A 22,608-nucleotide genomic window follows, 5' to 3' on the forward strand; every position below is an offset into this window, starting at 1 on the left:
TAGTTGAACGACATGGGGGTTACTTCCTACAAATCATAGGGAAAATAAAAAAGTAGTATAGAGTTAGTAAATGATGTTGAGAAATATTTGAAAAGAAGGAAAACAAAAAGAATAAAACGAATGTTACATTTACACGTATTCAAAAGTGGTCTGAAATGAAAATAATACATTTTCAGGAGGGATTACGATGAGTAGTACAGTGAATAAACAAAAAGGTATACAATTGATTCCGTTTACCGTAAATAAGGTGGTAGAACAAGTAAATGAAATTCCACCAGGTGTACAAATGATTCACGCTCCGCAAGTATGGGAAAAGAGTGTGAAGGGGCAAGATGTAGTCGTTGCCGTATTAGATACAGGGTGTGATACTAATCATATAGATTTAAAAGATCGTATTATCGACGGAAGAAATTTCACAAAAGATTATGAAGCTGATCCAAATGTGTATCTTGATAATAACGGACATGGTACTCATGTAGCGGGGACGATTGCCGCGACTGAAAATGGTGTCGGTGTATTAGGAGTTGCACCACTTGCTAAAATGTTAGTATTAAAAGTTTTAGCGGGAGATGGTTCTGGAAGTTATGAGCAAATTATTGAGGCAATTCATTATGCTGTAAATTGGAGAGGGCCGAATCAAGAGAAAGTGAGAATTATTTCAATGTCACTTGGTGGTCCGCAAGATGTTCCAGAATTACATGAAGCAATTCAAAATGCGGTAAAGCAGGATGTTCTCGTTGTATGTGCTGCTGGAAATAATGGAGATTGCGATGATGAAACAGAGGAATTAGATTTCCCAGGTGCTTACTCTGAGGTAATTGAAGTTGGTGCTGTTAATTTAGAGCGGAAGATTGCATGTTTTAGTAATTCAAATCAAGAAATTGATCTAGTAGCGCCAGGTGATGAAATATTATCTACGTATCCAGATGGGAAATATGCTGTGTTAAGTGGAACTTCCATGGCGACGCCGCATATTGCTGGGGCGCTCGCCTTGCTCATTAAACAGTGTGAGAAAGAATACGGTCGAAAGTTATCAGAGCCGGAAATATATGCACAACTTATTAAAAGAACTGTACCTTTAGGGTACGAACGTACATCTGAAGGGAATGGATTAATAGATTTATTAAAAGAATAGCCATATTAAAAAACATCTCATATGAATATGAGATGTTTTTTAATATGGCTTTGTCGCATGTAATACAACTTGTAACAAACCTGGGAATCTAGCATTTAAATCTTCTTCACGAATTGAAATGAAACGTTGTGTTCCTTCAAGGCGCGTGTACATAACACCTGACTCACGTAAAACTTTGAAATGGTGAGATAAAGTTGATTTCGCAATAGGGATGTTTAAAGCACCACAAGATTGTTCACTTTTCTCTAGTAACATATTTACAATTTGTAAACGAATTTGATCGCTAAGTGCATATAAGACAGAAGAAAATTGAATTTCTTCTCGATTTGGATGATAGAGTGTACGCATATTTCACCTACTTGTATAAGTTAAGATATTTGCACTATAACATATAGAAATATAGGGGGAGAAAAAATGAAGTATACAAAATTGCAAAAGGCAGGATTAAATATTTCAAAGTTGGGTTTAGGTACAAATGCAGTAGGGGGACATAATTTATATGCTGATGTGAATGAAGAAGAAGGAAAGCGATTAGTAGAAGAAGCTATTCAGCAAAGGATTACATTTTTTGATACAGCAGATTCATATGGTTTCGGTAGATCAGAGGAATTAGTAGGAGAAGTATTAAAGGGAAAACGTCATGAGTTTATACTTGCTACAAAAGGTGGAATTCAACCGTTGTTAAATGGAGAAACTTATATTAACAATGAACCAAGTTATTTAAGAAATGCTGTGGAGAATAGCTTAAGAAGATTACAGACTGATTATATTGATTTATATTATTTACATTTTACAAATCCTGAAACAAGTTACATAGATTCAATCGGAGAGCTTACTCGTTTAAAAGAAGAAGGGAAAATTCGTTCAATTGGAATATCGAACGTAAACATAGAACAATTAAAAGAAGCGAACCAACATGGTCATATAGATGTTGTACAATCTCCGTACAATGTGTTAGAACGTACGGCTGAGGAAGAACTGTTGCCGTATTGTATAGAAGCGGGTATTTCATTTATTCCATATGGGCCTCTTGCTTTTGGAATATTAGGCGGAAAATATACAGAAGATTTTAAATTGAACGAAGTCGATTGGCGCCAAAATGTAAATCTATTTGAAGAAAATACATATAAGAGTAATTTTAAGAAAGTGGAAAAGTTAAAAGGGTTAGCGAAAGAAAATGATATTGAAGTGTCTCATTTAGCGTTAGCATGGTTATTAAATAAAGAAGGAATTGATACAGTTATACCTGGTGGAAAGCGGGCAGAGCAAATAAGAGAAAGTGTGAAAGCGGTAGACGTTTCATTGAATGAAAGAGTCATGAAAGAAATCCAATCTATTTTAGAAGATTAGTGAAACAGAGGGATAGTACCCTCTGTTTATATAAGGAGAAGGTCTAAATGAATAGAGTACTAGCTGTATTTTTCACGATAATGTTTATGATCGGTACAGACACTTTCTTAATTTCACCACTGTTGCCGACATTACAACAGGTGTATCATGTTTCAACCGAGTTGTCAGGATGGATGGTGAGTTCGTATGCTTTAGGGTATGCTGGATTTGCGCTTATTGCTGGTCCTATATCAGATGGATTAAACAGAAAAAAAGTGATGGTACTAGGTATGAGTTTTTTTGCAATAAGTACGTTTTTGTGTGGAATTGCACCGAGTTTTTTATGGATGCTAACATTTAGATTTTTAGCAGGTGTAAGTGCAGCTTTTGTATCTCCACAAGTGTGGGCATCCATTCCGCTCCTTATAGAGAAAAAGCAAATTGTGAAAGCAATTGGGGTTGCAACAGCAGGGTTATCAATCTCTCAAATTTTAGGGCTGCCACTGGGAGCTTATTTAGCAACGATACATTATACAATCCCATTCTATTTCATTGGTATATTATCAGCACTACTTGTTATTCTTATTTATGTTGTATTACCAGAAATACAGTCGGTTCATATAGGTGGAAATAAAAAAGTGATTTTACAGCGTTATAAACAATTACTTACAGATTCAAAGGTTTCACTTTCTTATTTTGCATACTTTGTTTTTCAAACCGGAAATTTTGCTGCATTTTCATTTTTTGGTGTATGGCTTTCCATTCAATTTGGCTTACAGGTTCATGAAGTAGGTACGGCTATGCTTGTACTAGGATTAGGAAATTTAGCTGGTAATATTTTTGGCCCTAGACTTGTAAATAAAATTGGATACAATCTTTCTTTCTATGGTGGAATTGTATTTACGGCAGTGTTATATGTAATACTTCCCTATTTAAAGAATCTTATTTTTGTTGAATTCTTTTTCTTTGTTTTATTTTTTGTGACAGGAATTTTGTTTGTATTAATGATGGGACATTTACAAAACATGTCTACTATAGCACGGGGAACAGGTGCTGCCCTTGCTAACGCCTCGATGTACATTGGCCAAATGATTGGTGCGGTAATAGCAGGAATGTTATTTGCAACATCTCACAATTTTATACTAGTAGGTAGCTTTACAGCGTTATTATATGTTGTAGCTTTATTTCTGTTTAGAAAAGGTGAAAACATTAGTAAAGATAATGAAAAAGGAATTGCATCATAAAGTTTTAGTAAATCAAAAAACAATTTTTCAGGATAAGTTAAAAAGGTGCTTTTTGATTGCATAGTTGCTGTATTTTTAATAATTCGTCGTTGAGCTGTATGATTGAAAAGGATTTGTAATAAAATTATGGGAAAATAAAAAACCCCTATATAGATAGGGGTTTATATATCGGCATATAGCTCCTCGGAAAAGGATATACCTAGTTTAACATATAGGAGTACTTATAATTGTGAAATAGATGTGAAAGTAATGTGAAAAATGTTGTAATAAAAAGCACTGTTTTAGCTAATGTAGCTAAAACAGTGCTTTTCTCTTTGATTGAACAGTTGCAGCATTTTCATCATGTATACCTGCATCTTTAATAATTCGTTGTTTTGCTTTATTTAATAGATGGTTTACTGCTTCACCAAAATAGTTAGCTTCGCTTTTTGTGCGGGCTTCTCGTAAACATTTATAGTTTTCTAGCAGTTCCTCTTTTTCGGAGTTTGTTAAGAAATCTTCTATTTTCTTTTTTGTCATACGAAACACCCTTTCTCCTGACAAACGACGCAATAGAAAATATTTATTTCTCATTATAACAATAATTTTAAAAGAAAGTATACACTAACGTCGCAATAATTTGTCAATTTCTTGAATCTTCTCATCAGCTTTCCCAATTTGCGTATTTTTAGCCTGTTCGCCACCAAGAGCTTGATGTAGTAAGAAAGTTTGACCGGAAATAGCAGTTACAATGGATACTTTTATAATTTCTTTTATTGCGGTGACATCGAATAAAACGAGTCCAAGAAGTGCAGCTAGGCTACCGGTAAAAACATCAGTTAAAAATCCAAAGTGAAAAAAAGTTTTCAAACGGCGTGGAAGCAATAACTTACCTTGGTTATTGATTAGATGGGAAACGAAGCCAGTAATGCCACCAACGAGAACAGCGGTTAGCCATTGATACATTTCCATCGAATCCACTCCTTTTAGTGAATAAGATTCGATTATTTTATATTGATTCCTTTTAATATTTCATATAAGCATATTGAGAAAGTTTGTTTGGGTATATTTTGTATTCAATTTAATTATAACAGAAAATTTCGATAGATTTCAGTCTATTATATGAATCATTTTTACAATAATATGAATGCAGAAAGGGGTGCGTCATATGAATATAGATTATCGAATAAGAAGTGTAGATGGTTATACAAAAAAAATAGGGGAATTAGTAAGCATGCTTGAGCATACGAGAGCTGTAACATTAGGCGAAGTAAAAAATTTATCAGTTGAGCAATTAGATTTAATTATGCAGAGCAGCGGAAATTCAATTGGCGCCTTATTAAAGCATATAGCAGCTATTGAAAAAGTTCATCAGCTTATTTCATTTCAAGATCGTGAATTTACAAAAGAAGAATTAGAAATATGGGAAGATGCATTGTATTTAGGGGAAGCAGGTAGAGCGATCTGTGGTCATGAAATACAGTATTATGTACAACTTCTACAAAGTGTTCGAGAAGAATCTCTGAAGTATTTAAGTGAACAAGGTAATGAGTGGCTCATGTCAGAAAGAAAGTGGCCTAACGGTGTAGTATATAACCAGCACTATCTTTGGTTTCATGTGCTAGAAGATGAAATTAGTCACCGAGGACAAATTAGAATGCTCAAAAACGAGTTATTTGAAAATTACGTTAAATGATGTAGCTTTTTATAGGAGAATTCCATATAATGAGAGTAATTAAAATAAGAACGGGGTGATGTATTATGGCGAAAATAACTTATATGAATAATAAACCAAATACAAAGGTGGATGGAAAGGGCGAAACGATATAAGTGAGCGCACTATCCTTCCACTTAGCTTAAACTAGGGAGGATATCAATTTGAATCAAAATATTTTAGAATCGTATGGCTGGGATTCTTTTTTTGAGGAACAAGCTGTAGAGAACTTTGAAGTAGGGCGTATTTTACTTGAGCATAAGCATATATATCGAATTATTTGTAATGATGGTGAATATATGGCAGAACTGTCTGGAAAGTTTCGGCATGAAGCAGTAACGAAGGGAGATTATCCAGCTGTTGGTGATTGGGTGTATATAAAGAAAATAGAGAATGAAAAGAAAGCTATCATTCATCGTATTTTTCCGAGAAGAAGCTCTTTTTCTAGGCAAGAAGCTGGTACTCGAACGGAAGAACAAGTAATAGCAGCAAATGTAGATTATTTATTTTTAGTGAATGCACTTAATCATGATTTTAATGTTAGAAGGATGGAACGTTATTTATTATTAGCGTATGAAAGTGGCGCTATGCCAGTTATTGTTTTAACAAAGAGTAGTATATGTAATGATGTAGAACAGAAAATTGTAGAAACGGAAGCTATAGCAATTGGTGTTCCTATTTTCGTTGTTGATAGTTTAGAGCATACAGGTATTGATTCGTTGAAACAATTCGTTTCTTCAGGGAAAACAATTGCTTTAGTTGGGTCATCAGGGGTAGGAAAGTCAACTTTGTTAAATGCGCTAATAGGAATTGAGGTAGCAAAAACGGGAGATATACGTGAAGAGGATAGTAGGGGGAGGCATACGACAACGCATCGAGAGTTATTTCAATTGCCAAGTGGCGCTCTCGTAATTGATACTCCCGGCATGAGAGAATTGCAACTTTGGGAAGGAAGCGAAGCGATTCAAACAACATTCTCTGATATTGAAAAACTTGCGACAACATGCCGTTTTCGTGATTGTAAGCATGAGGATGAACCAGGATGCGCGGTGCATAGTGCAATTGATAACGGACTTATTACGATAGATCGTTTGAAAAGCTATAAAAAATTACAAAGAGAACTGGCGTATTTTATGAGAAAACAAGATGTAATCCTTGCCAGAGCAGAGCGTGATAAGTGGAAAAAGCTTTCTAAACAACATAAAAAAATGTAAAAACCAAAGGGTGCCCCTTTGGTTTTTTCTATTTGTAAATTTTATAATAATATTATTCATATATATAGACAAAGGGAACTTAATTGTTTAAACTTTACAAAGTATTCATCATAATAGGTTATGAAAATAATAATTAGGGATTGGGAAATATTCATAATTAACTCAATTTAACTTTTAAATTTGAAAATTAGGAGGTTCATAATGGATAAACTATTAAATTTGTTTCGTGATATGAAAGTAGCAAAAAAGCTATTAATTTCATTCTTTGTAATTTTAATTGCGGCTGTGTCTATTATCGGAGGCATGTCTTATCAAACAGCTAAAAAGAATTTTGAATCGCAAATTACGAGTAGTGCTCACGACAATATAAAAATATTAGATAATTTAATCAATCAAATGATTGAAGTGAAATTTAATGATGTGAATAACTTTGCACGAGTAATTCAGGGAAATATGTATCAAGGAGATAATCAGGATGAATTAAGAAAAATGTTATCTCAATATATAAATTTAAATAAAGATGTTGAACAAGTATATGTTGCCGGAAATGATAAAAAATTTGTACAAGAACCAAATATACAAATGGCAGCAGACTATGATCCAACAGAGCGTTCTTGGTATAAAGATGCAGTTGCAAAACAAGGTGGTATTGTTGTTACTGAGCCATATAAGGCAAAAGGAAATGGACATATTGTTGTAACAATCGCAAAACAAACAGAAGATAAAAATGGGGTTGTTGCGCTAGATTTAAGTTTAGATAATTTATTAAAAACATCAAAGTTAATTAATATTGGTAAAAAAGGATATGCCTTCATTTTAGATGGAAAGCAAAAAATAATTGCTCATCCACAAGAAAAATCAGGGGAAAAAGCGGCTGATTCTTGGGCAAAGAAAATTTATGAAGATAATCACGGTGCTTTTTCATATTCTTATGGCGGTAGTGAAAAGAATATGGTATTTGCTACAAATGTAAAAACAGGTTGGAAAATTGGTGGGACTATGTACTCAAGTGAAGTAATTGAAGCTGCTCAACCTGTATTTTATAATATGTTAATTGTTATGCTTATCTCATTAGTAATAGGTGGAGCACTTATTTATTTTGTAACACTTTCAATTACGAAGCCTTTAAAGAGATTAGTTGTTACCTCTAAAGAAATAAGTGAAGGGGATTTAACGCAAACAATTGAAATTCATTCTAATGATGAAATCGGCCAACTTGCTAAAGGATTTAATGAGATGACGAATTCGTTACGGACGTTAATCGGAAGAATTAACGATTCAGCTGGGCATGTTGCAGCGGCATCAGAAGAGCTAACTGCAAGTGTAAGGCAAGCAAGTGAAGCGACTGAGCAAATCACAATCGCAATGGATGAAATATCAAGTGGGGCAACGACGCAAACAACAAGCGTAGAAAATGGCGCTATGTTACTGTTTGATGTAACGGAAGGAATTCAGCATGTAGCAAATAGTTCATCATCTATTAATACGGCTTCTGCACATACTCGTGAAAAAGCAGAAGATGGTGGGAAACTAGTAGGAAGAACAGTAAACCAGATGCAGTCTATTGCAGAATCTGTGTCACAATCAGATGCAGTTATACAATTACTAAATAATAAATCAAAACAAATTGGTGATATTTTAGAAGTAATTCAAAATATTGCAGATCAAACAAACCTTCTAGCTTTAAATGCGGCGATTGAAGCCGCAAGAGCCGGTGAGCATGGAAGAGGTTTCGCAATTGTTGCAGATGAAGTGCGTAAATTGGCAGAGCAGTCTAGCGTATCTTCTAGTGAAATTAGTAAATTAATATGTGAAATACAAGATGATATGGGTAAGACAGTCAAATCTATGAATCATGTAAATGAGGAAGTTCAATCTGGACTTGTTATCGCAAATGAAACGAAGCAAAACTTTGCTGAAATTTTACAATCTACAAATGAAATAGCTAATCAAATTAAGACGATGGTTGAAACGGCTAATGGAATGTCAAAAGGGGCAAATGAAGTATCTATTTCGGTAGGACAAATTGCAATGACAGCGCAAAATAATGCGACAAGCACACAAAACGTTGCGGCTTCAGCTGAAGAACAGCTAGCTTCGATGGAGGAAATTGGATCCGCAGCGGGCACGCTATCTCAAATGGCTGAAGAGTTACAAGGACTAATTGACAGATTTAAAGTTTAATAGAGAACAGACTATCCCCTAGTAGCATTATGCCACTAGAGGGTAGTCTGTTTTATTGTGTAAAATCAAATAGGGATGTAGACTTTCTTTATGACGTTTAAAATGGCATTTTACATAATGTTTGTCGAAAAATAGAGGTATTTGTTAGCTTTGTGTATAATTATTAACGTATAGAATACAAATAAAAGGAGAGTATTATGGGAGTGTATTGGGGGACAAAAAGACATTCTTGGCCTAGTTACGTCTCATTTTGGCTAAGTATTTCATTTTTTATTGTTTTTCTAATTGAAGTGTTTATATTAAAAACACTTTCGAATAGCTCGGTACAAATTGTTAAATATTTTTATTTTATACTTGTACCAGTAAATATTTTTCTTAGTTTAAAGTTACTATTTAAGAAGAATGAAAAGAAAGCGTTACCTATTTTTAGTTTCATTGTCTCATTATTATTTGCAATTTTAATAATCGTATTAGTTTTAGCAGCTATAGGGAAGTTCTTTTAAGGGGAGTGGTATAAGTCACTCTCCTTTTTTATTTGTGGTAGTCTTATTATATGTAAAAGTATGAATGCTGTGAGCTAATAAAAGCGGAGAGTAGACAATATTTGCATGGATTAAAGTCTGACGCTATTTAAACTTGTAAGAGTGTATGGAGTAATGAGGTAATATACATAATAATGGAGATAGAATTAGTTATTTTATAAGTATCTATGAAGCAAATGAATACGGTAAGAACGGTGATATATGTTACAATAGCTATGGATAGTGATAGAGATAAAGGGTATATAAAATACTCATCGTTTTTTAGTAAGAGAGGGGTTATCTTATGCTATACGAGGATTTGGAGACATTATTTCAAACAGCTCCGAAAGAAGATAGAGGCGGATGGAAATATATAATCCAAGAACAAAATGATACATATAAAATTGTTGATGAAATACTGAAAAATCAAATGAGTGTCGAATTGTATTTTAATGAATACGATGAGGTGAAAATCACTTTATATAAAGATGGAATTCCCATTACGACTATACAAAGAATTGTGATTTCAAAAGTTGAATTAGACGAAGATGAAGAGGGTATTCAATTTGTTTTAGAGCGCATGCCTAGTCGAATGATTCGGTTGCAATTAAAGCCATATTTAGCATTAGAAATGGGGCCGTACTGGGAAGTATGTGATGATTGTGAATGAACATAAAAAAGCATCCAATAACATGGATGCTTTTTTATGTTTTTTGAAGTTGTTTAAACGCAATGATTGGAAGTATAACAATACTTACCCATCCGATGATAGGATATAGAATGTGAAGTAAGTCACTGTAACCGATGTAACTAAAGCAATAACTAATTAGTAAAATGAAGAAAATAATATTGTTATTTTTCCACCCGGTAATAGATTGCATCTGTTTTGTCATCCCGAACACATTACCAACTAAAGTTGTGAAAACTTCACCGAAAATAATGAGAACGAAGAAGAAGTGAAAAGTTGCATTAAATCTTCTTATGACTTCAGCCATTGGGATGTTATATTGATAAAATTGATCGACTGATAAGATTGCTAAATGGCTGCATAATAAAATTAAAGAAAGTCCAGCACCACCTAAAATCCCACCCAAAAAAATGGCTTTTCGATCCTTTACTTCACTGGCTAATGGGACGAGAACACTTTGGGCAAGAGAAAGATTTAAGGCGACATATGTAATAGGGCTAGTAATCCATTTCATATTCCAACTCTCTGTAGGAATAGTGTTATTAATGGAAGGGGTACCGTGAAAAAAGGTTGTAATAGCAAGTCCGATAATAAAAATCATCATAATAGGTACGACAAGTGTATTTACTTCAAAAACACCTTGTAATCCGCGGCTACTTATAATGAGACAAGCGATAACTGTAATGAGAATACCGAGTTGTCTTGGTAAGCGAAGTTGCTCTTCAAATACTGCACCAGCCCCTGATAACATAACGCTCGTTACGCCGAATAAAACGAGTAATAATAATGTGTTTACAACATTCCCAAATACATCCCCAAATAAATACTTGTTAAATTCTTGCGCTGAAAATGCCCCGATTTGTGATGAAAGTAACATCATCTTTGTGCCGAGCCAAATAAAAAAAAATCCACTTATACATATGCCAATTGTCCCGTATAATCCATTCACTGTGAAAAATTCAACAATTTCTCGTCCAGTAGCAAATCCAGCTCCAACGACAGTTCCGATATAAGTAGCGGCTACTTTCTTTGCTACTTGCCATTGTTGATTGTCCATGTTATCCCTCTTTCTACTATGATGAGCTTGATGTACTATTATGCATATGTATGAGCTTGGACAATTAGACGTATGAAGTGTTTGAAAAAATACATGAATTAAATGATATTAGGGAAGTATTAAAGGTGTTAAAACTTTGTTACATATAAGCCGATTGTTCGAAAGGAAAGGGAATGTATGGTAAAATGTAATTAGGTTATTAAAAGATAAACATTACAAAATGATAAGAGGAGTGGATTGTATGAGTACGAAAACAAATGTTGTTGAAGTATTAAACAAGCAGGTAGCAAACTGGAATGTGTTATATGTGAAACTACATAATTATCACTGGTATGTGACAGGGCCACACTTCTTTACATTACATGAGAAATTTGAAGAGTTTTATAATGAAGCTGGAACGTATATTGATGAGTTAGCAGAACGTATTTTAGCTTTAGAAGGTAAACCATTAGCGACAATGAAAGAATATCTTGCAACATCTAGTGTCAGCGAAGGGACAAGCAAAGAATCTGCAGAAGAAATGGTGCAAACATTAGTGAATGATTATTCTGCACTTATTCAAGAATTAAAAGAAGGTATGGAAGTTGCGGGCGAAGCTGGCGATGAAACATCAGCTGACATGCTGTTAGCAATTCATACAACATTAGAACAACATGTATGGATGCTAAGTGCATTCTTAAAATAACGATAAAAAATATAAAGAAACCCATTGAAAAATTATTTCAATGGGTTTTTTTATGATTTTTCAGTTTTCTTTTATGCTATAATATAGTAAAAAGGAGGCGATGCGATGTTTCGCTTTTTCAGAACTGGAAAAGAAGAGCGGGAAATTACGAAAGATGAATTAGAACAAGCGATGGCTCAGTTTTTAGAAACGAATGCTAATATCGTTTATACAGTATTAGTAAATGAAGATTATACAGTAAATTATGATTTGTTAAAACCGTATTTACCTGCATTTCCAACAAATGATTTTCTCATAACGAAGGAAACGCTTGAGGTATTTGAACATACAGCAGAAAATTTAAACCTAGTGAAAGAAATTGATGTCGTACAAAAGGCAGTAGATCAATACGTAACAGAAAAAGAAATGTTCCCAATTGTTGAAGGTAGCGAAGATCGCCTCATATGCGGAATGAAACTAGGACCTTACTTAAATCGTAGCTTAAAAAGAGACTTATATATTTCAGAAAAACATTATTTAGTTTCAAGTAAACCAGATAGAAAAAAACAAAAAAGCGGGTAGACGTAATGAAAACAACAATACATATATTGTTGTCTTTTTTTGTTTTTAAAAACATTGACTTTTCAGTTTATTAATATTTATATTAAATGTATTGGATAGGGAAGGATAACTATTAAGTATCATTCCGAGAATAAGATATTGCTAGGGCGAGTTATATAAAATCTTCACAAAGTGGTATAAAGATTCGCAAAATAAATATTATAAAAAGTTTCGGGGGAATTGGTACATGAAAAATAGTATGACTTACATTCAATTATTAAATGAAACGTTACGTTGTTATGCAAATAAAGGAAGTTTTGAAGCGTACAATTATATAATGGAAAACGCTATAGGTGTAATAGGGAATGAGGCGCAAATATATAATTTTAAGTATGCGCTCGCAAGTGCATCAGGACTTGAAAAAGAAGCATTACATTTAATGAGGGAGGCCATTATAGAAAAGGGATTCTGGTATGGAAATGAATATTTAATTTCCGACGAAGATTTAAAATCACTACATAAATTTAAAGAATTTCATACAATGGTGCAATTATGTAAAGAAAGAGAAGAATTAGCACATAAAAAGGAAAGACCAGATGTGAAATATATATACAGCAAGAAAGAGGGGAATCTACTACTTACATTACATGGTGATCAAGAAAATATTCAAATAGTAGAGCCATATTGGAAATCAGTTTTGACACAAGATTACACGTTAGCTTTACCACAGCCTTCACAAATTCAGTTTTCAGATGGATTTGTTTGGGATGATATAGAGAGAGGGAAAGAAGAATTAAAAGAGCATTACAATAAGTTTATAGAAAATCATACAGTAGAAAATGTGATAATTGGTGGTTTTTCTGCAGGGGCAAGAGTAGCTTTATATACGATTTTACAAAAAGATATAGATGTAGATGGTTTTATTTTTATGGCACCATGGCTTCCTGAGATTGAAGAATGGGATGAGTTGCTAAGAGTGCTGCAGGATAAACATATAAAAGGATATATAGTATGCGGGGATCAAGATGAAGATTGTTTCGAATCCACGCAGCAATTTGTACGATTATTAAGAGATAAGAATATAGAACATAAGTATAAAGTTGTGCCTAACTTAGATCATGATTATCCTATTAACTTTGATGAGCTATTAAAAGAAGCTATTGAATATATAGGAAATAAAAACAATAAGTAGTAAGAAAAAGAGATGCATCATATGTGATGCATCTCTTTTTAGAGTTATAAATTAAAAGCATTTGCTAGTAGGCGATAAGACTTTAATTTATGTTCAAATTGATGGGTAATCGTGACAATCATAAATTCGTCTGTATTGTATGCTTTGCTTAAATTTATTATTTTTTCTTTTACAGAAGACGGATCACCAACAATCATACGTTGACGATTTTCTTTTATACGGAATAAATCATAAGCACTGTATGAATAATTTTGAGCAGTTTCAATAGAAGGTGTACCAGTAGTTCGTTTTCCTTGCTCTAATAATAAGATTGATAAATCTAAACTAGAAGCAATTTTTTCCGCTTCTTCATTTGTTTCTCCGCATATAACAAAGATGGCAACGATTGAATTAGGCTTATCTCCTAAAAATGAAGGCTGATATTGTTCTTGGTAAGCCCTCATAACTTCAGGGCCTCCGAAGCCATTAATAAATTGTGCAAATGCGAAAGAAGCTCCGTTGTTTGCAGCAATTTTAGCGCTCTCTCCGCTAGAACCGAGCATCCACATTTCAGGAGATGTTGGGATAACTGGAGTAGCTTTTAAGTTTGCATAGTGATGGTTTTCTGGTATTTGATCATGTAAGTACATTGCAACGTCTGCAATTTGTTCTGGATATTGATCAAGTGAGACCATTTTCCCTTCTTGAAGTGCGCGAGTTGCTATTGGCATACCACCAGGAGCTCTACCAACACCGAGATCGATGCGGTTCGGATACAGTGCTTCTAGAACACGGAAATTCTCAGCAACTTTATATGGGCTATAATGTGGTAACATAACACCACCTGAACCGACTCTAATACGATCCGTTTTTGTGGCAATATGAGAAATAAGTATTTCTGGACTTGAACCAGCTAAGCTTACGGAATTATGATGTTCGGATACCCAAAAACGTGTGAATCCGAGTTTTTCAACTTCTTGTGCAAGCGTAACTGTATGTGAAAAAGCTTGTGCTGCTGTGCTACCATCTGAAATAGGTGATTGGTCTAATACACTTAACTTGATCATAGAATATACCTCTCAATCTTAATGTACATCCTATTATATATTTACTTATGAAAAATGCGTAGTGAAATGCTCAAAATGAAAAGTGGATAATCCTATTTCCGCTTTTAATGAGAAAATCCGCGTTCATAATGATTCATTTCAACCAGATTTAAAATATATTCATAGTTGTCAATTTCACATTTTAGCTGTTCACGTTCTTTTTCAGATAGTGTCATATTGCTAAGTTTTTTACATAAGTTTTGTTTCTTTAATTCTAAATGCTTTTTTGTAGCGTGGTAATCATAAGTATGTTTCATTTTTTAGTCACTCCTTCGTTGCGGTTGCTATATTATACGAAGCATAAAGAAATATGAAATCTGTCTCTTATGTACTTTTAGTGAATATTCAAATTGCAATGGTGTTATGTTTATGGAGATTTATGAATAAAATGCACTAAACCACTAACGTCCATTTGATGAAGTAAGGGGTGGAATTGTGCAGAAAGATATAATGTATAACACTGAAATGGATGAAGCGTTAAAAGTTATAGATAAAGGATTGAAGAAGACGATAAATCCAAAACAAATTATTGTAGTGGGAGCTGGTATGGCTGGATTAGTTTCAGCATCTTTATTAAAGGCTGCAGGACATGATGTGAAAATTTTTGAAGCAAACAACCGGGTAGGTGGCCGTATAGAAACGGTTAGAATGGAAGATACCGGATTATATTTAGATGTTGGAGCAATGAGGATTCCATATTCGCATACATTAACGATGACATATATAAGAAAATTTGGGCTACAGGTGAGACCTTTTATTAATAGAAATGAGACGGATATTATATACGTAAATGGACGGAAAACGACGTTAAAACAATATGAAAAAGATCCAAGTATTCTAAGATATCCTGTGGAAATGAATGAAGTTGGAAAAACGTCAGAGGAATTATTATTGTTAGCGGTACAGCCCATTATAAATTTTATAAAAAAGAACCCAGAAAAAAATTGGGACGTTGTAGTAAAGGATTTTGGAAGATACTCTACTGGGCAATTTTTAAAGTATCATCCTTATCAGTATAATACTTACTTTTCGCCAGTAACAATTGAGATGATCGGTGTTCTATTAGATTTAGAAGGTTTTTTGGAACGATCGTTTGTAGAGACTTTACGCTTTCTATACATTATGCAAGAGGAGAGCGGATTTTGTGAAATTGTGGGCGGGAACGATAGATTGCCAAAGTCATTTTTACCGCAATTAGAAGAGAATATTATATATAATCAAAAATTAATGAAGCTACATCAACACGATAATGGTGTGACAGCTTTCTATCGGAACGAGGAAACTTTTGAATATAGTAGTATTACAGGAGATTTAGTTATTGTTACCATTCCGTTTTCGACAATGCGTTTTGTAGAAGTAGATCCGTTTGATTCTATATCTCATGAAAAATGGAAAGCAATTCGTGAATTACATTATATGCCTGCGACGAAAATAGGAATTCAATTTAAAAGCCGATTTTGGGAAGAACAAGGACAATTAGGCGGCAGAATTATAACAGATTTGCCAATTCGTTATGCCTATTATCCAAGCTATGGAATTGGGGAGAAAGGACCGGCTATGATGTTAGGTAGCTATACATGGTCTTATGACGCGTTGTTATGGGATGGTTTATCAAAAGGTGATCGTATTTATTACGCATTACACAACTTAGCAACAATATTAGGTGGTCAAGTGTATGATGAGTTCATATCTGGAATATCAAAAAGCTGGACATTAGATCCGTATGCGCTTGGAGGGTTTGCACTTTTTCAAGCAGGTCAAGAATCTGAGCTGCAACCAGCGATTGTCAAACCAGAGGGGAGAATATTCTTCGCTGGAGATCATACAACGCTATATCACGGATGGATTCAAGGTGCGATTGAATCTGGAATTCGTGTAGCGTTGGAAGTGAATGAGTAAAAGGTTTTCAATTCAGAAAATTCTTTACTATATAACTTGAGATGGATATTATTATATATAAAAGAATTATGGGGAGTGTTTACAGTGAATCCGTTATTATTCGATTTTCCTTCTGAATTTTATACTGACAGGCTTTTTATTCGAATGCCGAAACCAGGAGATGGTAAAGTTGTATATGATGCAATTCAGGCTTCAATAGAAGAACTAAAACCTTGGATGGTGTTTGCACAAAAAGAGCAAACAGAGCAAGAAATAGAAGAAAGTATTAGAAAATCACATATTCAATTTTTGCAACGTGAGGATTTAAGATTACTAGTGTTTTCGAAAGAAACAGGTGAATTTATTGCTTCAGCCGGATTACATCGTATTAATTGGGATATACCTCAATTTGAAATCGGATATTGGATTGATACAAGGTTTAGCGGAAAAGGCTATATGGTAGAGGCTGCGAAAGGTATAACGGATTACGCTTTTTCTGAATTGAAAGCAAACCGTGTAGAAATTCGTTGTGATTCTTTAAATAAAAAGAGTAGAGCGATACCTGAGAAATTAGGCTTTAAGTTAGAAGGTACGTTAGAAAGTGCGAGTGTTGCGGTAGATGGAAACGGATTAAGGGATATGTGTGTATTTGCCATGACTAGAAATACATATGAAAAAGAAGAGCTGTAAGAAAACAGCTCTTCTTTTTATGCATTATGGTACAGGATGTCCGTTAGAGCTTTCGAAAATTGTAAACCATTGTTGACGGTCTAAGTTAACTTTTGTAGCAAGAGCGGCAGTTTTTACGCGATCTAATTTACCAGAGCCAACGATTGGCATCATATTAGTTGGATGAGCAAGTAACCAAGCATACATAACCGTATCGATACTAGAAACACCTAGCTCAGTAGCAACTTTTTGCACAGTTTCGCGTACACGTACAGCACGTTCTGATTGACCAGTAAAGATCTCACCACCAGCAAGAGGTGACCAAATCATTGGATTGATTCGTTTTTCTTGGCATAAGTCAATTGTTCCTTTTTCAAAATGCTCAAGCTGCAATGCAGAAACTTCAATTTGGTTCGTAATAAGTGGAAAATCTAAGTACGAACTTAACATATTAAATTGTGAAGGTAAGAAGTTAGATACACCGAAGTGACGAACTTTTCCTTCTTGTTTTAATTGTGTAAATGCTTTTGCCACTTCATTTGGATCCATAAAAGGATCGGGACGATGAATAAGTAATACGTCAATATAATTTGTATGTAAATTTTTAAGTGATGCTTCTACACTTTGCATAATATGCTCTGCACTAGTATTGTAGTGAGCAACATATCGCTCTGGAAATTTCGGTGATGGGGGAGCGATTCCACACTTTGTAATAATTTGCATGTTTTCTCGTAAGGAAGGCTTTAATTGTAAAGCTTCGCCAAATAACCCTTCACACGTATATCCGCCGTAAATATCAGCGTGATCAAAAGTAGTAATTCCCATATCCATACAATCTTCAATGAAAGAAAGTAATTCTTGTTTTGTCATATTCCATTCTGCTAAACGCCAAAATCCTTGAATAATACGAGAAAATTCTAGCGTTTCAGCCATTTGAACTCGCTCCATTATAAGTACCCCCTTGATGAATAATAATGTTTTGAAAAGGCTTTCTTACTACATATTATTATATAGTTAATTAGGTGTACAAACAATAAATATGTTTTGCTATAAAAACGATTTTTTCTATCATGCCTTTCGAGAGGACTCCCACCTCTAAACGTAAATGAAGGTGGTGAGGTGAATCGAAAGAAATATTTTATTTTCAAGCAAAAAAACAGAAACGTATGTTCCGTTTTTACTATAATATCCTTAACAGGAGGTGAATAAAATGACAAAGGAAAATCCATCAAACTATAAAACTCTTCAAATCTGGATTAAAAAAGGGCATCGTATGTATTCTTATTTTCAAGAATGTTGTCATAACGCTAAGAACATGTACAACACCACAAACTTTTATATACGCCAGGTGTACACTGGATTAACGCAAGAAAAAGAGTTGCAGCCTTTGCAAAAAGAAGTTCTGGATCATATTCATAAAAATATTGGTAAGATGAATGACACACAACGTCTTGCCTATCAGAAGAAATTGGAAAAAGAGAAATTAAAGCCTAAAGAAGAACAGAAAGAGATTACATGTAATTTGTTTTCAGAACCTAATTTTGAAAAACCTTATGTAGATTACAACTTTCTAGATGCACTATTTAAGGCTATGATTCAAAATGATTATCGAGCTTTGCCTACGCAATGTAGCCAGTCAATCATGAAAGGTTTGTTCCAAAATTGGAAATCTTTTTTTGCTAGTTTAAAAGACTATAAAAAGAATCCAAACAAATATGCTGAATCGCCTAGAATTCCAAAGTATATTCGTTCTTCTGAAAAAGAGATTCTGTATACAAATCAAGATTGCATCATTAAAAACGATAGATTTTTAAAGTTTCCAAAGACGAAATTGCAATTAAATATTGGGAAACTAGGTTTCACTGAGGGTAAACTGAAACAAGTTCGTGTGATTCCAAAATACAATGAATATGTAGTGGAATTGGTAATTGATGTTCCTTCTGAACAACAAATGATTGAAGAGAATGCTCGTTATATGAGTATTGATTTAGGGATTGATAACCTTGCAACCATCGTAACAAACACAGGTATGAAACCTGTCCTTGTTAAGGGCAAACATGTCAAAAGCATAAATCAATATTACAACAAAATGAAGAGTCATTTTACAAGCGTTCTTAGAAATGGAAAACAAACGAATGAAGGGCCTTTTACTTCTAAAAGGATAGAAAAACTTCATCAAAAACGTTACTTGAAAATAAAAGACGTCTTCCATAAAGTTAGTCACCATATCGTAAAACTAGCTCAAGAAGAAGAAGTTTGTAAAATTGTTATTGGTCAAAACAAAAGTTGGAAACAAGAAACGAATATGGGAAAAAGAAATAACCAAACGTTTTGTCATATCCCACATAGTTTATTGATTCAAATGATTACATACAAAGCAAATGCTGTAGGCATTCAAGTTGTTGTAACTGAAGAATCATATACATCGAAAGCAAGTTTTCTGGATAACGACTTCATTCCAACGTATGGAGAAAATGACCAAAATACAACTTTTTCAGGAAAACGAATAGAGCGCGGCATATATCGTTCAGCAAATAAAACTTTAATTAATGCAGATGTAAATGCTGCGGCTAACATTTTACGAAAGGTAATCCCAAATGCATGGACAAATGGGATAGAGGGGTTAGGCGTGAAACAAGCTCGCTAATGTGTTAACTCCCCTGACGTTAATCGTCCGTTAGGTCGAAACGTTAGAAACCCCCACTTCAAGATTTGCTAAGTGGGGGAGTGTTCATATGCTATAATGTAGAAACATATAGCTAGAAGGAGATGTACGAAATGATTCCAGTAACAATATTAACTGGTTTTCTTGGATCTGGGAAAACGACATTATTAAATCGTATTTTATCAGAAAATCACGGTAAGAAATTAGCGGTGATTGTAAATGAAATAGGGCAAATTGGCATTGATAATCAGTTGATTATGAATGTGGAAGAAGAAATTATGGAAATGACAAATGGCTGTTTATGCTGTACTGTACGTGAAGATTTACTCGTTGCTTTAAAACAGTTACTGGACGTAAAAGCGGAAGGGAAAATGGATTTTGATGGTTTAGTAATTGAAACGACTGGCCTTGCAAATCCAGGGCCGATTATTCAAACATTCTTTTTAGATCCAGTCATTCAATCTGCATACCAAATTAATGGTGTTGTAACGGTGGTAGATAGTTATCATATACATAAACATTTTGAAAAAGGATTAGAAGCAAAAGAGCAAATTGCGTTTGCTGATGTCGTTTTAGTAAATAAATTAGACTTAATTGAAGAGAGTGAGAAAGAAAATCTTTTGCATGAACTTCAAGGAATTAACCCGACTGCAAAGTTAATTGAGGCGACTAACTGTGAGGTAGATATACCATCTTTATTACAAATCCAAACGTTTAAAACGAAAGATACGTTGCAAATTTACCCTCATAAAGAACATAACCACTTAGAAGGTGTGAAATCATTTGTATTACGTGAAGAACGTCCGCTGGATTTACAAAAGCTTAATGAGTGGATGTCAGCTGTCGTTCAAGAGCTAGGGGAATATTTATATCGTTACAAAGGAATTTTATCGATAGATGGAGTAGATAAACGTATCGTTTTCCAAGGTGTACATACGTTATTTGCTGCTTCGTACGATAGAGAGTGGCAAGAGGGCGAAGAGCGAGTAAGTGAAGTAGTTTTTATTGGAAGAGATATTAATAAAGAGTGGTTCCAAGAACATTTCGAGGAGTGTGTGAAATAAGTCTGTGTAAATCGCAGGCTTATTTTTTATAAGCATTCTATTAGATTGCAAAACAGAATTAAATAAGGGAAAGAAACTAAAAATTGATACATGTATAATAAAAAGCCTGTTTTCACAGGCTTGTATTTTCGTCTATTAGTAACTCCATTACAACACCCACAACTGGACCTTCATCATCAATATCACCATTTAAGCGGAAACCAAATGATTCATACAGTCCCATTGCAAGTTTGTTGTCTGGATGTAAACTTAAGTAAATTATTTTGCATTCAAATTTTTCTTGTAAGAATTGAATGAGTAAGCGAAGGAAACGTTTCGCGTATCCTTTTCCTTGATATTGTTGGTCAATCATAAAGCGATCGAGCCATACACTTTTATGTTTTACTGAATACCATCCATACATTGCATAACCTACAAGTGTTTCTCCATCATATAAACCTACTGACGTTCCGTTTCCTTCATATAATGATTCTGCTAAAGAAAACGCGTTACTTTCAATAAATTGTTGCTGATCTTTTGCGACGTCTAAAGCAACTACTGAACGCCAATTTTTTGCTGTTACTTCACAAATGTGAAGATTCATAATTCCAACTCACCTTCTAAATTAATATAGCTTTAAAGCTAATATGGATAATTTTACTTGTTATTTTGGTCAAGTCAAGGATAAATACATAAAAAGGCAGCTGAATACTAGATTCAGCTGCCTAGAAAATATAATGGATTAGTTTGTTGCTTCTTTCAATGTGTTTACGTTTTCTTCCATTAAAGTGAAGTAATCTTTATTATTTTTTGCATCATCTTCAGAAACAGTAGCTAAGTGATTTAAGCGTAAAACTTTTGTACCAGTTTCTTTTTGAATAACAGATGCTACTTTTGGAGTAGAGAAAGTTTCGAATAAAATATATTTTAGATTATGTTCTTTTACTGTTTTTGTAATGTCAGCAAGCTGTTTTTGAGATGGTTCATCAGAAGCTGAAATTCCAGCGATAGGAATTTGTTTTAGGCCGTATCGTTGTTCCCAGTAACCATAGGCAGCATGAGAAACTAAAATTTCTTTCGTTTTTGCGTTCGCTACAGCTGCCTTAAATTGATCGTCTAAATCAGTAAATTTAGTTTGAAGTGCTGCAAAGTTTTTTTCGAATTCTTTTTTATGTTCAGGTTGTAATTCTACAAGTGCATTTTTAATTTTTTCTGCCTGTTTCATTGCTAGAGTAGGATCTAACCAAACATGTGGGTCTTTATCGTGATGATGTTCATCTTCTTTATGGCCATCTCCATGATCATGATGCTCTTCTTCAGTAGAAGCACGAAGCTCAATACCTTTAGATGCATTTACAATTTTAACATTTTCTTTTTGTAATGTTTTTTCCATTTTTTCAGCAAATGGTTCTAATTCAGCGCCGTTATAAACGAATAAATTGGCTTTTGCAACTTGTACTGTTTGTTTTTGACTTGGTTCAAATGTATGTGAATCTGCACCAGGTGGGTAAATTGCTTCAACATTTACATAGTCGCCACCGATTTTCTTTGCGAAATCAGCAAGTGGGAAAATCGTTGTATAAACTGTTAGCTTTCCATCTTTCTTGGCATTACTTTCTTTTTTATTTGAGCATCCAGCGAAAATTAAGGTAAAAATAAGTAAGAATGAAAATATAGTCAATCTTTTAGGCATGAAGTTCTCCTCTTTTCTTTTTTACGGATATATTTTCCCCAATTATAGAAGAAAAATATCATTTTAATACAAAACGGAATAATTACGTTTTAG

Annotated in this window: 23 protein-coding genes and 2 pseudogenes; 16 read left to right on the forward strand and 9 right to left on the reverse strand. The window is 33.9% G+C overall.

Annotated features, from left to right (window positions below):
• The first annotated feature begins 187 nt into the window (after positions 1–187).
• A complete protein-coding gene (locus N2V79_RS09935; protein WP_053564709.1) occupies positions 188–1,135 on the forward strand; it encodes a serine protease in 948 nt (315 codons plus the stop codon).
• Positions 1,136–1,174: 39 nt separating this feature from the next.
• Here the strand turns inward: N2V79_RS09935 and N2V79_RS09940 are convergent, their stop codons facing one another.
• Positions 1,175–1,483: an ArsR/SmtB family transcription factor gene (locus tag N2V79_RS09940; protein WP_053564708.1), complete on the reverse strand. Its 309-nt coding sequence runs from the start codon at positions 1,481–1,483 to the stop codon at positions 1,175–1,177.
• Positions 1,484–1,549: 66 nt separating this feature from the next.
• Here N2V79_RS09940 and N2V79_RS09945 point away from each other — a divergent pair, with 66 nt between their 5' ends.
• Together N2V79_RS09945 and N2V79_RS09950 are read left to right on the forward strand one after the other, a co-directional pair.
• Positions 1,550–2,485 (forward strand): aldo/keto reductase, encoded by a 936-nt coding sequence (locus tag N2V79_RS09945; RefSeq protein ID WP_053564707.1) that lies wholly within the window; start codon positions 1,550–1,552, stop codon positions 2,483–2,485.
• 47 nt (positions 2,486–2,532) lie between these two features.
• The gene (locus N2V79_RS09950) at positions 2,533–3,708 is read left to right on the forward strand and encodes an MFS transporter (RefSeq protein WP_061661205.1); all 1,176 of its coding nucleotides are present in this window, start codon (positions 2,533–2,535) and stop codon (positions 3,706–3,708) included.
• Positions 3,709–4,002: 294 nt separating this feature from the next.
• Here N2V79_RS09950 and N2V79_RS09955 read toward each other — a convergent pair whose 3' ends face one another.
• Positions 4,003–4,227: a hypothetical protein gene (locus N2V79_RS09955; RefSeq protein WP_000162602.1), complete on the reverse strand. Its 225-nt coding sequence runs from the start codon at positions 4,225–4,227 to the stop codon at positions 4,003–4,005.
• Positions 4,228–4,311: 84 nt separating this feature from the next.
• Positions 4,312–4,659, reverse strand: a complete 348-nt coding sequence (locus tag N2V79_RS09960; protein ID WP_000426321.1) for a DUF4257 domain-containing protein — start codon at positions 4,657–4,659, stop codon at positions 4,312–4,314.
• A gap of 196 nt (positions 4,660–4,855) precedes the next feature.
• On the opposite strand from N2V79_RS09960, the gene N2V79_RS09965 reads away from it, so the two are divergent.
• The 6 genes and pseudogenes from N2V79_RS09965 (at position 4,856) to N2V79_RS09985 (ending at position 9,990) form a co-directional block, all read left to right on the forward strand.
• Positions 4,856–5,383, forward strand: coding sequence for a DinB family protein (locus tag N2V79_RS09965; protein ID WP_069355449.1), 528 nt, complete (start codon positions 4,856–4,858; stop codon positions 5,381–5,383).
• A gap of 182 nt (positions 5,384–5,565) precedes the next feature.
• On the forward strand, positions 5,566–6,615 hold the full coding sequence (gene rsgA / locus N2V79_RS09970) for a ribosome small subunit-dependent GTPase A (protein WP_069355450.1): 1,050 nt from the start codon (positions 5,566–5,568) through the stop codon (positions 6,613–6,615).
• A 303-nt stretch (positions 6,616–6,918) separates the two neighbouring features.
• Positions 6,919–7,857, forward strand: a pseudogene (locus N2V79_RS29215) (HAMP domain-containing protein); the annotation flags it as partial.
• Between the two features lie 123 nt (positions 7,858–7,980).
• On the forward strand, positions 7,981–8,799 hold the full coding sequence (locus N2V79_RS29220; protein WP_406741423.1) for a methyl-accepting chemotaxis protein: 819 nt from the start codon (positions 7,981–7,983) through the stop codon (positions 8,797–8,799).
• A 197-nt stretch (positions 8,800–8,996) separates the two neighbouring features.
• The gene (locus tag N2V79_RS09980) at positions 8,997–9,302 is read left to right on the forward strand and encodes a hypothetical protein (RefSeq protein ID WP_340719816.1); all 306 of its coding nucleotides are present in this window, start codon (positions 8,997–8,999) and stop codon (positions 9,300–9,302) included.
• A gap of 322 nt (positions 9,303–9,624) precedes the next feature.
• On the forward strand, positions 9,625–9,990 hold the full coding sequence (locus tag N2V79_RS09985) for a DUF3979 family protein (RefSeq protein WP_000965063.1): 366 nt from the start codon (positions 9,625–9,627) through the stop codon (positions 9,988–9,990).
• Positions 9,991–10,024: 34 nt separating this feature from the next.
• Here the strand turns inward: N2V79_RS09985 and N2V79_RS09990 are convergent, their stop codons facing one another.
• Positions 10,025–11,065, reverse strand: coding sequence for a YkvI family membrane protein (locus N2V79_RS09990; protein ID WP_340719817.1), 1,041 nt, complete (start codon positions 11,063–11,065; stop codon positions 10,025–10,027).
• A gap of 241 nt (positions 11,066–11,306) precedes the next feature.
• Between N2V79_RS09990 and N2V79_RS09995 the strand changes: the two genes are divergently transcribed.
• From N2V79_RS09995 to N2V79_RS10005, 3 genes are all read left to right on the forward strand, one after another.
• On the forward strand, positions 11,307–11,750 hold the full coding sequence (locus N2V79_RS09995) for a Dps family protein (protein ID WP_000105199.1): 444 nt from the start codon (positions 11,307–11,309) through the stop codon (positions 11,748–11,750).
• 105 nt (positions 11,751–11,855) lie between these two features.
• A complete protein-coding gene (locus N2V79_RS10000) occupies positions 11,856–12,311 on the forward strand; it encodes a DUF3939 domain-containing protein (protein WP_000488209.1) in 456 nt (151 codons plus the stop codon).
• 226 nt (positions 12,312–12,537) lie between these two features.
• A complete protein-coding gene (locus tag N2V79_RS10005; protein WP_340719818.1) occupies positions 12,538–13,482 on the forward strand; it encodes an alpha/beta hydrolase in 945 nt (314 codons plus the stop codon).
• Positions 13,483–13,526: 44 nt separating this feature from the next.
• Here N2V79_RS10005 and N2V79_RS10010 read toward each other — a convergent pair whose 3' ends face one another.
• Positions 13,527–14,528, reverse strand: coding sequence for an LLM class flavin-dependent oxidoreductase (locus N2V79_RS10010; protein WP_340719819.1), 1,002 nt, complete (start codon positions 14,526–14,528; stop codon positions 13,527–13,529).
• Between the two features lie 104 nt (positions 14,529–14,632).
• Positions 14,633–14,824 carry a DUF3896 family protein gene (locus tag N2V79_RS10015; protein WP_000683364.1) on the reverse strand — a complete coding sequence of 64 codons (192 nt, stop codon included), beginning with the start codon at positions 14,822–14,824 and terminating at the stop codon, positions 14,633–14,635.
• A gap of 178 nt (positions 14,825–15,002) precedes the next feature.
• Between N2V79_RS10015 and N2V79_RS10020 the strand changes: the two genes are divergently transcribed.
• Together N2V79_RS10020 and N2V79_RS10025 are read left to right on the forward strand one after the other, a co-directional pair.
• Positions 15,003–16,466, forward strand: a complete 1,464-nt coding sequence (locus tag N2V79_RS10020) for a flavin monoamine oxidase family protein (RefSeq protein ID WP_140155563.1) — start codon at positions 15,003–15,005, stop codon at positions 16,464–16,466.
• Between the two features lie 84 nt (positions 16,467–16,550).
• Positions 16,551–17,135 carry a GNAT family N-acetyltransferase gene (locus N2V79_RS10025; protein WP_088025267.1) on the forward strand — a complete coding sequence of 195 codons (585 nt, stop codon included), beginning with the start codon at positions 16,551–16,553 and terminating at the stop codon, positions 17,133–17,135.
• Between the two features lie 24 nt (positions 17,136–17,159).
• On the opposite strand, the gene N2V79_RS10030 is transcribed toward N2V79_RS10025, so the two are convergent.
• Entirely contained in the window at positions 17,160–18,062 is a 903-nt protein-coding gene (locus N2V79_RS10030) for an aldo/keto reductase (protein WP_069355452.1), read from the reverse strand.
• 262 nt (positions 18,063–18,324) lie between these two features.
• Between N2V79_RS10030 and N2V79_RS10035 the strand changes: the two are divergent.
• A pseudogene (locus tag N2V79_RS10035) lies at positions 18,325–19,795 on the forward strand (RNA-guided endonuclease InsQ/TnpB family protein).
• Positions 19,796–19,892: 97 nt separating this feature from the next.
• Positions 19,893–20,843: a CobW family GTP-binding protein gene (locus N2V79_RS10040; RefSeq protein ID WP_053564697.1), complete on the forward strand. Its 951-nt coding sequence runs from the start codon at positions 19,893–19,895 to the stop codon at positions 20,841–20,843.
• 112 nt (positions 20,844–20,955) lie between these two features.
• Here the strand turns inward: N2V79_RS10040 and N2V79_RS10045 are convergent, their stop codons facing one another.
• Positions 20,956–21,426, reverse strand: a complete 471-nt coding sequence (locus N2V79_RS10045; protein ID WP_001048677.1) for a GNAT family N-acetyltransferase — start codon at positions 21,424–21,426, stop codon at positions 20,956–20,958.
• Between the two features lie 138 nt (positions 21,427–21,564).
• Positions 21,565–22,515: a metal ABC transporter substrate-binding protein gene (locus N2V79_RS10050; RefSeq protein ID WP_001126154.1), complete on the reverse strand. Its 951-nt coding sequence runs from the start codon at positions 22,513–22,515 to the stop codon at positions 21,565–21,567.
• Positions 22,516–22,608: the final 93 nt, after the last annotated feature.

The organism is Bacillus sp. CH_70 (assembly GCF_038007045.1).
GTDB classification, from domain to species: domain Bacteria; phylum Bacillota; class Bacilli; order Bacillales; family Bacillaceae_G; genus Bacillus_A; species Bacillus_A cereus.